This is a genomic window from Marinobacter sp. (assembly GCF_965229985.1).
GTDB lineage: Bacteria > Pseudomonadota > Gammaproteobacteria > Pseudomonadales > Oleiphilaceae > Marinobacter.
In genome coordinates this window covers 2,710,081-2,722,047 of record NZ_OZ245935.1, presented here as the reverse complement: position 1 = coordinate 2,722,047, position 11,967 = coordinate 2,710,081, and the positions used below count along the sequence as shown (strand labels likewise).

Sequence of the window (11,967 nt, the reverse complement as noted above, 5' to 3'; positions counted from 1 at the left end):
AATCAAGATGAATAGTGTGAATACAACCATTGCCAGTGAAGCTACCCAACCCGACGAGGTCGCCGTGCCAGTTCAGGAATCAAAACCCGCTGAAACCGTGATCGAGGAAGGCAAGACCGTTGGCAAGCCGTTCTCCGACGATCCGAAGTTCAAACTGCGCGACGTCGACGTGTTTTACGGTGATACTCGTGCAATCAAGAAAATCAGCCTGGATATTGCCCGCAACGAAGTCATCGCCTTCATCGGGCCATCCGGTTGCGGTAAATCCACTTTCCTGCGCTGTCTGAACCGCATGAATGACAGCATTGATATCTGTAGTGTGAAGGGGTCCCTGCACCTGGACGACCACGACATTTATGATCCAAAGCGTGACGTGGTTGAACTCAGAGCCCGGGTTGGAATGGTGTTCCAGAAACCCAACCCGTTCCCCAAGTCCATTTACGACAACGTGGCCTACGGCCCCCGCATCCACGGGCTGGCCAATCGCAAATCGGATCTCGATGAAATCGTGGAGAATAGCCTACGTAAGGCCGGTCTTTGGGAAGAAGTTAAAGATCGCCTGGACGCCAATGCAACCGGTATGTCTGGCGGCCAGCAGCAGCGTCTGTGTATTGCCCGTGCGATTGCAGTGAGCCCTGAAGTTGTGCTGATGGATGAGCCCTGCTCGGCGCTGGATCCTATTGCCACGGCGAAAGTGGAAGAACTGATTGCCGAACTGTCCGAGAGCTACACGATCGTTATCGTGACCCACTCAATGCAGCAGGCGGCCCGGGTATCCCACCGCACGGCCTACTTCCACCTGGGGCACCTGGTGGAAGTAAACGAGACCAACAAGGTATTCACCTCGCCGGAACATGAACTGACCGAGTCCTATATCACCGGCCGTTTCGGCTGATTCCGGACCTGAGGAATTTTGGAGAAGAACAGTATGCCTACTAAGAAGGACGACGTTTACGGGGATCACATATCCCACAAGTTCAATGATGAACTGATGGAGCTCAAAACCGAGTTCCTGAAAATGGGCGGCATGGTAGAAGCCCAGGTGGAGAATGCCATTCAGGCGCTGGTGGATGGCGATGGCCATCTGGCTGACGAGATCCGCGCCAACGACAAGAAAGTTGACCGCATGGAAGTGGAGATCGACGAGGAAGCCACCCTGATCATCGCCCGTCGCCAGCCGACGGCAAGGGATCTGCGTCTGGTCATCTCGGTCATCAAGATGGTCGCCGATCTGGAACGTGTGGGTGACGAAGCCAAGAAAATCGCCAAACTGGCTATCAAACTGCAGGAAGAGGGCCAGGCCCCCCGCGGCTACGTGGAAGTGCGCCACATCGGTACCCACGTGCTAAGCATGCTTCACGATGCCCTGGACGCCTTTGCCCGCCTGGATTCCGAGCAGGCACTGCGGATCATGAAGGAAGACAAGCGCGTCGATGAGGAATATCAGGCAGCGGCCCGTACTCTGCTGACGTTCATGATGGAAGATACCCGCAACATCTCACGGTGCATGTCCGTGATGTGGGTGCTCCGTGCCTTGGAGCGGGTAGGTGACCACGCTTGCAACATTGCCGAGAACGTGATCTTCATGGTCAAAGGCGAGGACGTTCGTCATACGCCGGTGGAAGAGGCTGAGAAAGTCGTCGGTCGCTGATCGTTTGACTTGGGTGGCTGGCGGGGCTGGTCCGGCCTTTCCAGACACGCCCGCAAGTACGTCCCTGTAGGGCTTGGCTGTGGCCATCCATGGCCACAGACAGTCTGGAAAGCCCGGACCAGCCCCTCCGTTCAAACCTTGGTGCTGCCTATCAGTAGTATTTGGTAGTTACTAAGCACGCCTAACTGTGTGGTTTGACCGGCCGGCGTGTGGTGCGGCTTTCCGGGACTGTCTTTCGCCATGGATGGCGAAAGTCAAGCGACCAGGGACGGCTCGAGCGTGTCCCGGAAAGCCGCACCACATGCCGGCCCTCCCCATAGGTCTAAAGCAATCAGCCCTGCTTCATCTTATCGGTATACGGAGGCCAGCCCAGCGGCTTGCCGGCAAGAACGTGCAAGTGGATGTGGAACACCGTTTGCCCCGAATTTTCCCCGCAGTTCATGACAACGCGATAGCCGTCGTCGGCAAACCCCTTCTCTTTGGCAATCTTCGCTGCCACCAGATACAGATGCCCCACCAACTCCCGATCTTCTTCGGTAATGTCATTGATGGTGGCGATGGCTTTCTTGGGGATGACCAGAAAATGCACAGGCGCCTGCGGGTTGATGTCACTGAACGCCAGGGCGATGTCGTCTTCGTAGAGGATGTCTGCGGGGATTTCCCGGTTGATAATCTTGGTGAAAATCGTCTCTGACATGGTGGCTCCTTTTGGATTGTCCTTGCGATAGTTGTTAGGCGTTAAAGCTGATTCAGGCCCGGAATCCGGGAGGTTATCTGTCTCACGACGGCCGGCAGTTCCTCGTCGATGCCCATGGCGTATCGGGCCACCCGGTTGCGGGCGAAGGGCAGGGCCCGGGCGGCGCCGAGGCCGAGGTTGCGCAGAAGGTGGATCGGTGGAATCTTGTTGCTGAACAGATGGTAGAACAGATCCATGGTCAGCATCATTCTGCGGTTCGCCGGCCGGCGCTGTTGTTCGTACAGGTTCAGCCATTTCGAATCGGCCAGGTCGTCACCGGCGCGCTTGGCCTCTTTGAGGGCTGCCTGAAGGGCTTGCGCATCCTGGAAGCCCAGGTTCACTCCCTGGCCAGCCAGCGGGTTGATGGTGTGGGCTGAATCGCCGGCCAGGACCACTCGCCCGGCGTGGTAGTGTTTGGCGTGCTGGCGGGCAATGGGAAACGAGGCCTTGCTGTCGATGTGGGTCAGCAGTGGCAGGCTCGTGGGAAACGACGACTGGATCTCGCTCATCAGCGTGTTGTCGTCCAGCGATTTCAGGCGCGCCAGCTCTTCGGGTGAATCGTACCAGACCAGTGAGCCCCAGCTTTCGCCGGGATGTTCCGGGCCAGCGCTGTGCAGGGGCAGGAAGGCCCGGGGGCCGGAGGGGTGGAAGCCCTGCCAGGTAATGTCCTCGACTGGCCCTTGATAGCGTACCGAGATGACCATTGCCTGCTGGTCATACTGGTTCCGGGTGGTGCCGATGCCGGCCAGGTCGCGAATTCGCGACTGGGCGCCATCGGCTCCAACCACCAGGGTTGCGACCAGCTCTCGGCCATCATCCAGGGTGACCGTCGCTGTATCACCGGACTGCGCCAGTAAGGCCACACCCTGGCCGTGGAACAGGGTCACCTGGGGGCAGGCCTCGGCAGTTTGCAAGAGTGCCTGCTGGGTCACCGAGTTTTCGACAATATGCCCCAGGTGCTGTGCCCCCAGCTCGGTGGCGTCGAATTGAACTTCAGCCAGCTTTCTGGGCACCAGATTCTGCAGTGGATAACGGGTTTCATCCCACACGGCCAGGCGTCTGTAGGGCGTTGCCCGCATGCGGAGTATATGGTCCCAGGTGCCCAGGCTCTGAAGATAGCGCTCGCTGCCGGCGCTGAGGGCAGAAACCCGGATATCCGGGGCGCTGTCTGGATCAAAGGCGGGCGGCGGAGCCCGGTCAACCAGGGCAACGCGGAAGCCATTCTGGCCGAGGCCAGTGGCGAGGGCAGCACCGACCATGCCGGCACCAACTACCACAATATCAAAGGCTTGAGTCATATCGGTTTCCTGTCTGATGCCCCCAGTTTACGCGATGGCGGCAGCCAGACAAGAGACCGGGATCAAGCCGGCCAGAAAAGCCTTAGTACCCGGCCATTCCTGATACCCGCTGCTTGGCAGCGTCGTCCGGCCGGCGACGGCCCTTGACCAGCCACGCGGGTTTCTGGGCTCCCGGTTTGTTGAAGCCCTGGTTCAGTACCATGGGTTGCACAAGGGTCAGGAAATCAGCGGTTTTCATGTGGACCGATTCGCTGTGACTGCCCGCGGCGAAGGCAAGCTCCGGCTGCTCGGTCAAGGCTTCTGCGCAATACACGGTCATTCCGAACAGGTTGCCAAAGGGGGGCATGGCGCCTACTTCACAGTCCGGGAAGCGGTCTTTGAATTCCTGCTCATCGGCGAGATCGATAAAGTCGGTGTCCAGGATGCGTGATAGCCTGTCCCAGCGGATTCGCCAGGTTGCTGGCATGACCAGCATTGCCATTTTGCCATCCAGCTCGATGATCACCGTTTTAACGACGCGGTCGCCGGCAATCTTTACGTGGTGGGCCAGTTCCTGGGCAGTATACGCAGGAGGGTGAGAGAGGCACATGTATTCCACACCCGCCTCATCAAGGAATTCCTTCAACTGCTGTACCGGCATAGTGACAACCTCCTACCAGCAATGACAGCGTTCCGGAGCCTGTTTTGATCAGATTGCCTGGCCCCGATGGCCTGGCGGGGTCGGTAAACCCCGCCATTAATGGTCAGCTTAGTTGAGGTTACGCAGTTTGCGAGTAACCAGATGTATCAATGAGAAACCGATCGCGAATCTCAGTCGGTTTTAATCATATGCACATCGCGCTGGGGGAAGGGGATGCTGATGCCTTCGGCGTCGAACGCTTTTTTCACCTTCTCATGCATGTCCCAGTAGAACGGCCAAAGATCGGCGGACTTGGTCCAGGCCCGCACGGTCAGATCGACAGAACTTTCACCCAGGGCGCCAACCACGATCAGAGGCTCGGGGTCTTTCAGCGCGCGCTCGTCTTCTTCGATGAGTCGCTTGCAGACGGCCTTGGCCTTGTCGATGTCATCGCCGTAGCCGATGCCGAAGCTCATGTCGCAACGGCGGGTCTCATAGGCGCTCAGATTGGTCAGGCTGGCGTTGGCCAGTTGACCATTCGGGATCACGATCCGGCGGTTATCGAAGGTGTCGACAATGGTGTAGAGGATGGATATTTCCCGGACGGAGCCCAGGTAGCCCTGGGCGTCGATGACATCGCCGACCTTGAAAGGCTTGAATATCAGGATCAGTACGCCGCCGGCGAAGTTGGCCAGGCTGCCCTGAAGCGCCAGGCCGACGGCCAGACCGGCAGCACCGACGATGGCGATGAAGGATGTGGTGGCAATGCCAACCATCGACGCCACGGAAATCAGCAGCAGGATCTTGAGGATGACGCTGATCAGGCCGCAAAGAAACTTGTTCAGGGTGGGGTCTTTCTTGCCCAGCTTGTTATCGAGTACGTTTACAAACCGGTTGATCAGCCACATGCCCACAATCAATGTGACAATCGCCAGCACCACTTTCGGGGCATAAGTCATGACCAGGGCCATGGCTTGATTCATAAGTTCCGAGGCACCGCCCTCAGCGCCGAATAGATCTTCCATAAAGGACTCCTTGTTCGTTGGTATTCTTCATAAGTGTCGGATTAACGGACAAAATCCTGCAACAACGTGATTCGTCTACTTCTCTATATAGCAGACAAATGTCAGGGGCGTGTATTGCAGGTAAAAATGTTCAGTCAGTCGCTTACGCAATTGATCGCTCACTGGCCCAGTCAAGAATGGTTTTGGGGCCTCCGCGGACAAGAATCCGGCCCTCTTTCTGGCTCAGCTGGTAGTCGTACATGGGGTCGTAATAGTCCTGAAGCAGCGCCTGAATCCACGCGTCATGGGCGCCAGTCAGTCCGGTGGCTTCCTGCTGCACAAGCGCCTCTTCCATCAGGCCGCGCAGCTGTTTATGCCGCTCGCCACCCAGGCGCTTGCGAATGCGATCAATGGCACTCAACAGGTAGTCCCGGAAATTCAGCCAGCCCGCTTCGGCTCCGTCGCGGTTCACGTAATCCGAGAACATGCCTTCAACATAGTCTTCCCGGATAATGGCAACACGCTCTGCCATGGGTTGCTCAAGAATCAGCAGCGGCGACTCGGCCATGCGATCCTTGAGGGATTCGGGCAGGGCACAACGCCCTACCAGGCGGCTTTCATCTTCAAGGTAAACCGGGCCATCGTTGAAGTGACGTGCTTTGAGCATGGCCACGGCCAGCCGGTTCTCAAAATCGATCTGTGAGGGTTGGGGCGTTACCTGGCGCCCGAAACTGGAGCCGCGGTGGTTGGCCAGGCCCTCAAGATCCACCGGATTGGGGAGCTGTTTCAGTACCCGTGTCTTGCCGGTACCGGTGCGCCCGCTGAGAATCCGGAATTCGCCGGATTCAATCTGCGCTTCCAGGCTGTCGATCAGAAACCGGCGCAGTGCCTTGTAGCCGCCTTTGACCAGCGGATAGTCAATGCCAGCCTCCCGGATCCACTGTTGGGTAAGCCGGGAACGCAGGCCGCCCCGGAAGCAGAACAGATAACCCTCGGGATGGCGGGCAATAAAGCGCTTCCAGGCTTCAATACGCTGGGCCTTGATGTCGCCGGATACCAGCTGATGGCCCAGCTCGATGGCTTTGTCCTGGCCTTTTTCCTTGTAACAGATGCCGACCCGGTGGCGCTCCTCATCGTTCATCAGGGGCGCGTTTTCGGTATTTGGAAAACTGCCACGACTGAACTCCACCGGTGCCCGGACGTCCATCAGCGGCACATCGTTCAGGAACAGGGAAAGGTAGTCGTCGGTGTCGGGTCTGCTTGCCATTTCAGCGGTAAACCAGTTGTCAGATGGAGGCGGCAGTATAGCGGAAATGGCTGTTTTCTGCTTGCCGCACCCTGTTTCCCGCCAGGGTCATGGGTACAATGACGCCTTCGTGAAATTCGAGGTTGGATACCCCATGTCAGCGGATTGTCTGAATCAGCACCTGCGCAAAACCCTGGCCCGGGGCCGGGTGGCCGTGTCCCGCCCCGCGGGCTGTGAGCGAATCGCCCTGTATCTCTTTGATCCGACGGTGCTTGAAGGGCCCTTGTCCCATGAAGAAGCCCAGGCGGTGGTTGCCGAACCTGCCTATTGGTCGTTTTGCTGGGCCAGCGGCCAGGTGCTCGCCAGCTGGATTCTGGACAACCCCAAGTGGGTCGAGGGTAAGCGGGTCCTGGATTTCGGCTCCGGATCCGGAATAGTGGCCGTGGCTGCGGCAATGGCCGGAGCAAGGGAGGCCATCGCCTGCGACATTGATCCGGCAGCGCTGGACGCAGCCAGTGCCAACGCGGCTCTCAATGGCGTTTCCATTGGCCTTTGCCGTGACTGGGCAGATCGCCCGAAGCATCTGGACGTGGTGACGGCGGCAGATGTGCTCTATGACCCCGAGAACCGACCTTTGCTCAAGGTGTTTCGACAGGCGGCCCCGCGGGTTTTGCTTGCCGATTCCAGGATGAAGGTGTTGGGTGACAGCGAATATCAGAGGCAGACAACGATGGAGGCCCGGACCTGGCCGGATCTGCATGAGTTCGAGGAGTTCAATAAGGTGCGCATCTATCTCGCTGGAGTGACCAGCGGGAAGGCTGAAGCAGAAGCGGTGGGCTTAAAAAAATAAAGGGCAACCATACGGTTACCCTTTCTCGGAACAGGTCGGCGCATCCTTGCGCATTGGGCAACAGCCATGTTGCGAGATCCTTGAGCCACTCCGTGGTGCCGGCATCCGAGCCGGCTATCCGAATAGTTATCCCTTAAGCGAGGCGTCCCTGTGTCCTTGCCTCTCCCTGCAATCCATGCCGGGGTGCATCCAGTGCGTCGTCCATTTCCCTGTCGTCCTTGATGTAAACACTATACCAATTGGATTCTGACAAACGTGTGAACTGTGCACCCGTTACGATTGGGGTCGGCGTTGAATTATCCAATAAAATATACATATCAGTAAGTTAGGATTTCCCTAAGGGCGTATTCGCACCACTGCGCACGTGATGTCACCGCAAGATCTCACGTCTTTGTGAGATATATCTCACAGGGATCCTGGCGAATTTCGCAAATCCGGTTTTCCGACTCTGCGAATGCCGGGCCAGGGAAGGAGGCCGATGGCGATTCCGGCGCCGTCTGCTGCCAGATCTGCCAGGGAAAATTCCCGGTAGGGAAGGTTTGCCTGGATGATTTCGATCCCAAGGCCAAAGCTCAGCAGTGCCGGTGCAAACCAGATCGCCCGAAGTTCCGGCCAGGCCAGGCGGGTCAGTATGGTGAGTTCAAGAAAGGCGATCAGATGGTTAACCTTGTCGCTTGATGATGAGGGAATGGGGTAAGGATTGTCCGTTGTCGCAAAAAACCCGATGGCCAGCACGGAAACCACAAAAGCTGCCCGCCAGAGGGGGCGGTATTGCAACAGGCTGGTCATTTGTTGTTTCAAAGTATCCATCGGGGAGGTCACTGAGCGTTCTCGGGCTGTGGGAATGTTGCCAACATGATATGCTTTGCGCCCCGTCATTGTCATTGAAGCGGAGGTCCTGCCAGCTATGCTCAAGGGTAATTTTTTTCGTGGACTGGGCTATCTGGGTGAAGGTTTCCGCCTGATTCGTCAGCCCGGCCTGCGGCTGTTCGTCATTATTCCACTGATTATCAATATTCTGCTCTTCGGCTTGCTGTTCTTCTTTATGGGAGAGCTTTTTGCCGGCCTGATCGCCGCCGCCATGGCGTGGTTGCCGGACTGGGCCTGGCTTCAGGCACTGGATTGGCTGTTCTGGATTCTCTACGGCGCGGTCATCGTGCTGATGTTGGCCTATGGCTTCGTGATTGTCGCCAACCTGATTGGCTCCCCGTTCTACGGCTACCTTGCCGAGTTGACGGAAAAACATCTGACCGGTCAGGAGGTGAACACCGACGACAGCTGGGCATCCATTATCAAGGACATTCCCCGCGCGCTCTGGCGTGAGGTCCAGAAGATTCTGTATTACCTGCCCCGTGCCATCGGCCTGCTTATCATCGGCCTGATCCCGGTTGTTAACCTGGTTGCAGCCGTTCTGTGGTTTCTTTTCAACAGCTGGATGATGGCCCTGCAATACGTGGACTATCCCGCAGACAACCATAAGGTCAGCTTCCCCGCCTTGCGTCGTTTGCTGGGTGACACGCGGCTGTCTGCCTTCGGGTTCGGCTTACCGGTGGCATTGGCCGCCATGGTGCCGGTGCTGAACCTGTTTGTGGTGCCGGCGGCGGTGTGCGGGGCAACGGCTTACTGGGTGCGTGAGAACGGCGCCACAAGAACTTAATTGGTCTGGAGGTTTCTTGGATACATCGGAATTTGTTATTGGTCAGCGTTGGGTCAGCCACAGTGATACCGGCCTGGGACTCGGAATTGTCACGGATATCTCCGGGCGCCGGGTGACCCTCGGGTTTCCTGCTGCCGATGAAGAGCGCACCTACGCGATTGATAACGCACCTCTGTCCCGCATCATCTATCAGCTGGGCGAGGAGATTGAGACCTTTGACGGCGAGCGGTACACCGTTCGCGCGGTCGAGGATATCGGTGGTGTACTCATGTACCACGGAGACGATGGTACCGACCTGCATGAAATCTCCGAGGTAAAACTTGCAGGCTCGGTTAATTTTTCAGCGCCGCACCAGCGGCTGTTCGCGGGCCAGTTCGATCGCAACGGCGCTTTCCGGTTGAGGTACGCCACACTTCAGCACATGAACCGGCTGCGGGCATCCCCCGCCCAGGGGCTGATCGGCGCTCGCACCCAACACCTGCCGCACCAGATCTACATTGCCCATGAAGTTGCCCGGCGTCATGCGCCTCGGGTGCTGCTGGCCGATGAAGTCGGCCTCGGCAAAACCATCGAGGCGGGGCTTATCCTGCATTATCAGCTGCACACCGGGCGGGCAAAACGCGCCCTTATCGTGGTGCCGGATTCCCTCACCCATCAATGGCTGGTGGAAATGCTTCGGCGTTTCAATCTGCGTTTCTCCATCGTGGATCAAGGTCGCTACGATGCCCTGAAAGAGCAGGAAAGCGACGTTGATGCCCTGGTTAACCACATTTTTGGCGACGAAGACGCGGTCAATCCCTTTGAGAGCGAGCAGCTGGTGCTCTGCAGTCTCGATTTCCTGAAGAAAAGCCAGAAGGCGCGGGACGATGCCCTGAAGGCCGAATGGGACCTGATGATTGTAGACGAGGCCCACCACCTGGCCTGGAGCCCGGAAGAGGTCAGTTCTGAATACCAGATCGTTGAGGAATTGTCGGCGATCAGCCGGGGCTTGCTGTTGTTGACGGCGACCCCTGAGCAGGTGGGTGTTGCCAGTCACTTTGCCCGTTTGCGGCTGCTCGATCCGGCCCGTTTCCACGATCTGGAAGCCTTCCGGAAAGAGGAAGAGCAGTACGAGACGATTAACGCTGTTGTCCGTCGGCTTCAGGACGAAGAATCCGAAATCAGTGCCGAAGACCAGAAACTGCTGCGGGAATGGCTTGGCGAAGAGCTGGACCAGCTATTGGCCGGAGACAACCCACGGCAATCGGTCATTGATGCCTTACTGGATCGACATGGCACCGGGCGGGTGCTGTTCCGGAACACCCGGGCGGCAATTCAGGGATTCCCCGAGCGCCGTCCCAACCCGGAACCTTTGCCGTGCCCGGCCATGTACGAAGGTCTGGCTTCAGGTATTCAGGGGCTGACCCCCGAGCAACTGGTGCCCGAGGAGCAGTGGCTGGCAGACGATCCGCGGGTGGCGTGGCTTGAGAAAAAGCTGGTCAGCCTGCGTCCCGCAAAGGTCGTTGTCATCTGTGCCAGCGCCGAGACCGCCATGGCCCTGGAGCATTATCTCCAGCTGCGGGCCGGCATCCGCAGTGCTGCCTTTCATGAGCACCTGAGCCTGATCGAGCGTGATCGCGCCGCCGCCTATTTTGCCGACACGGAGCAGGGTGCCCAGGCGCTGATCTGCTCTGAAATCGGCAGCGAAGGCCGCAACTTCCAGTTTGCCCATCACCTTGTGCTGTTCGATCTGCCCGCAAACCCGGACTTGCTCGAGCAGCGCATAGGCCGGCTGGACCGGATCGGTCAGACCGAAGCCATCGATATTCATGTTCCATATCTGCGTGATACCAGCCAGGAGGTCCAGTTCCGCTGGTTCCATGAGGGTCTGAACGCCTTTGCCGAAAGCTGCGCCGTGGGTGTTGCGGTTCAGGAAACGGTGCAGGCCCAGTGGCAGCAGGCTATTGATGGTGATGCCAGTATCTCCGACGAGCTGGTGAAAGCTTCTGAAAACGAGGCGAAACGCCTGAAAACGCTGCTGCAAAATGGCCGCGATGCCCTGATTGAGCTGAATTCCTGCCGGCCTGAGGTGGCAAAGGATCTGATCGCTGCCATCGAAGACGAGGAAGCCGAGGCTAGGGTTCGGGACTACATGATGGAAGCCTTTGACATTCTCGGCGTGGACGTCGAAGACCATGCCGATCACTCCGATATTCTGCGGCCCGGCGAACAATACCAGGCTGGCCATGTGGCCGAGTTGCCGGAAGATGGGATGACTGTGACCTGGGATCGAAACAATGCCCTCGAGCGGGAAGACCTGGCGTTTATGAGCTGGGAGCACCCGATGGTTACCGGGGTGATGGACTCGGTCACCAGTTCCGGTCTTGGAAAGGCCGCCCTTGCCAGCCTTTCCGTCAAGGCCTTGCCTCCTGGAACGCTGCTGATGGAAGCCCTGTTCACCGTGCACTGCCCGGCGCCAGAAGCCCTGCAGCTGACCCGCTACCTACCGGTCTCGCCACTTCGGCTACTGGTGGACGTGAATGGCAAGGAACTCTCGGGAGCGTTGCCCCACGACCGCCTCAACGAGATGTGCTCGAATATCCGCCGGCGCACGGCCCAGGCAATCGTGCCCCAGATACGGCCCCAGGTCGAAACCATGGTGGATCACGCTGAGCGGTTGTCTGAGCCTCACCTGGAACCCCTGAAAACAGCGGCACTTGAGCAGCTCGCAGCCAGTTTCGAGCCGGAAATCCGGAGACTGGAAGCGTTGCAGAAAGTGAATCCGGCGATCCGTGAAGAGGAAATCGACTTCTTCCGGAACCAGTTCGCGGCGGCGAAAGAGGCCATAGGCCATGCCAGCCTGGCTCTGGAAGGTATTCGTGTGATTGTGACCTCATAAATCAGGGTCTGATGGCCGTAACTGGCTG

General features: G+C 58.2%; 11 protein-coding genes. 5 read left to right on the top strand and 6 right to left on the bottom strand.

What is annotated here, in order from left to right; translation table 11 throughout:
* Window positions 1-7 precede the first annotated feature (7 nt).
* Complete coding sequence (gene pstB, locus ACO06L_RS12520; protein ID WP_202346067.1) at window positions 8-895, top strand: phosphate ABC transporter ATP-binding protein PstB; 888 nt, start codon at window positions 8-10, stop codon at window positions 893-895.
* A gap of 33 nt (window positions 896-928) precedes the next feature.
* Window positions 929-1,651, top strand: a complete 723-nt coding sequence (phoU, locus tag ACO06L_RS12515; RefSeq protein WP_202346066.1) for a phosphate signaling complex protein PhoU — start codon at window positions 929-931, stop codon at window positions 1,649-1,651.
* Window positions 1,652-1,982: 331 nt separating this feature from the next.
* Here phoU and ACO06L_RS12510 read toward each other — a convergent pair whose 3' ends face one another.
* The 5 genes from ACO06L_RS12510 to mnmH all read right to left on the bottom strand — a co-directional run bounded on the left by ACO06L_RS12510 (window position 1,983) and on the right by mnmH (window position 6,575).
* Complete coding sequence (locus ACO06L_RS12510) at window positions 1,983-2,348, bottom strand: histidine triad nucleotide-binding protein (protein ID WP_202346065.1); 366 nt, start codon at window positions 2,346-2,348, stop codon at window positions 1,983-1,985.
* Between the two features lie 41 nt (window positions 2,349-2,389).
* On the bottom strand, window positions 2,390-3,685 hold the full coding sequence (locus ACO06L_RS12505; protein WP_064229724.1) for an FAD-dependent monooxygenase: 1,296 nt from the start codon (window positions 3,683-3,685) through the stop codon (window positions 2,390-2,392).
* Between the two features lie 82 nt (window positions 3,686-3,767).
* A complete protein-coding gene (locus tag ACO06L_RS12500) occupies window positions 3,768-4,325 on the bottom strand; it encodes an aminoacyl-tRNA deacylase (RefSeq protein WP_064229725.1) in 558 nt (185 codons plus the stop codon).
* Window positions 4,326-4,495: 170 nt separating this feature from the next.
* Window positions 4,496-5,329, bottom strand: a complete 834-nt coding sequence (locus ACO06L_RS12495) for a mechanosensitive ion channel family protein (RefSeq protein WP_064229726.1) — start codon at window positions 5,327-5,329, stop codon at window positions 4,496-4,498.
* Window positions 5,330-5,471: 142 nt separating this feature from the next.
* The gene (gene mnmH / locus ACO06L_RS12490) at window positions 5,472-6,575 is read right to left on the bottom strand and encodes a tRNA 2-selenouridine(34) synthase MnmH (protein WP_202346064.1); all 1,104 of its coding nucleotides are present in this window, start codon (window positions 6,573-6,575) and stop codon (window positions 5,472-5,474) included.
* Window positions 6,576-6,708: 133 nt separating this feature from the next.
* On the opposite strand from mnmH, the gene ACO06L_RS12485 reads away from it, so the two are divergent.
* A complete protein-coding gene (locus tag ACO06L_RS12485) occupies window positions 6,709-7,404 on the top strand; it encodes a class I SAM-dependent methyltransferase (RefSeq protein ID WP_202346063.1) in 696 nt (231 codons plus the stop codon).
* A gap of 405 nt (window positions 7,405-7,809) precedes the next feature.
* On the opposite strand, the gene ACO06L_RS12480 is transcribed toward ACO06L_RS12485, so the two are convergent.
* Entirely contained in the window at window positions 7,810-8,193 is a 384-nt protein-coding gene (locus ACO06L_RS12480) for a VanZ family protein (RefSeq protein ID WP_227715751.1), read from the bottom strand.
* Between the two features lie 118 nt (window positions 8,194-8,311).
* Here ACO06L_RS12480 and cysZ point away from each other — a divergent pair, with 118 nt between their 5' ends.
* Entirely contained in the window at window positions 8,312-9,061 is a 750-nt protein-coding gene (gene cysZ / locus ACO06L_RS12475) for a sulfate transporter CysZ (RefSeq protein ID WP_064229728.1), read from the top strand.
* Window positions 9,062-9,077: 16 nt separating this feature from the next.
* Window positions 9,078-11,939 (top strand): RNA polymerase-associated protein RapA, encoded by a 2,862-nt coding sequence (gene rapA / locus ACO06L_RS12470; protein WP_202346061.1) that lies wholly within the window; start codon window positions 9,078-9,080, stop codon window positions 11,937-11,939.
* Window positions 11,940-11,967 lie beyond the last annotated feature (28 nt).

Excerpts from the sequence above, each read along its gene's own strand:
- pstB (WP_202346067.1), top strand. The coding sequence starts at position 8 with ATGAATAGTGTGAATACAACCATTGCCAGTGAAGCTACCCAACCCGAC.
- phoU (WP_202346066.1), top strand. The coding sequence starts at position 929 with ATGCCTACTAAGAAGGACGACGTTTACGGGGATCACATATCCCACAAG.
- ACO06L_RS12510 (WP_202346065.1), bottom strand. The coding sequence starts at position 2,348 with ATGTCAGAGACGATTTTCACCAAGATTATCAACCGGGAAATCCCCGCA.
- ACO06L_RS12505 (WP_064229724.1), bottom strand. The coding sequence starts at position 3,685 with ATGACTCAAGCCTTTGATATTGTGGTAGTTGGTGCCGGCATGGTCGGT.
- ACO06L_RS12500 (WP_064229725.1), bottom strand. The coding sequence starts at position 4,325 with ATGCCGGTACAGCAGTTGAAGGAATTCCTTGATGAGGCGGGTGTGGAA.
- ACO06L_RS12495 (WP_064229726.1), bottom strand. The coding sequence starts at position 5,329 with ATGGAAGATCTATTCGGCGCTGAGGGCGGTGCCTCGGAACTTATGAAT.
- mnmH (WP_202346064.1), bottom strand. The coding sequence starts at position 6,575 with ATGGCAAGCAGACCCGACACCGACGACTACCTTTCCCTGTTCCTGAAC.
- ACO06L_RS12485 (WP_202346063.1), top strand. The coding sequence starts at position 6,709 with ATGTCAGCGGATTGTCTGAATCAGCACCTGCGCAAAACCCTGGCCCGG.
- ACO06L_RS12480 (WP_227715751.1), bottom strand. The coding sequence starts at position 8,193 with ATGACCAGCCTGTTGCAATACCGCCCCCTCTGGCGGGCAGCTTTTGTG.
- cysZ (WP_064229728.1), top strand. The coding sequence starts at position 8,312 with ATGCTCAAGGGTAATTTTTTTCGTGGACTGGGCTATCTGGGTGAAGGT.